Origin of the sequence: Bacillus sp. SIMBA_026 (assembly GCF_046535335.1) — a bacterium.
In the GTDB taxonomy this organism is placed as follows: Bacteria; Bacillota; Bacilli; order Bacillales; family Bacillaceae; genus Bacillus; species Bacillus velezensis.
Window position 1 is genome coordinate 1 of record NZ_JAWRWX010000479.1, and the last position, 236, is coordinate 236.

The window sequence follows — 236 nt, forward strand, 5'->3', positions numbered from 1 at the left end:
CAACAATTCACCACCTTCATCTACCACGACCGCTGAGGTTGTCCCATTGACCAACAGGCCGCCCTCTTGATCGAGAATGATTTTTTCCGCGCGATGTCCTTCCAGTACACGCAGGTTACCGCCATTTTCCAGCAACAAACCGCAGGCATAACCCTGATCAACGCTGAATTCACCTTCGGGATGGCGGCCATTAACCGTAGCGAGCGTAGAGAGACTAATTGCGCCTCCCTCGGACT

1 protein-coding gene is annotated in these 236 nt (G+C 53.4%); it reads right to left on the reverse strand.

Annotated elements, in window-relative coordinates:
- Positions 1-236: AIDA repeat-containing protein (locus SB847_RS22230; protein ID WP_410578927.1), on the reverse strand; the 236-nt coding region annotated here is incomplete at both ends.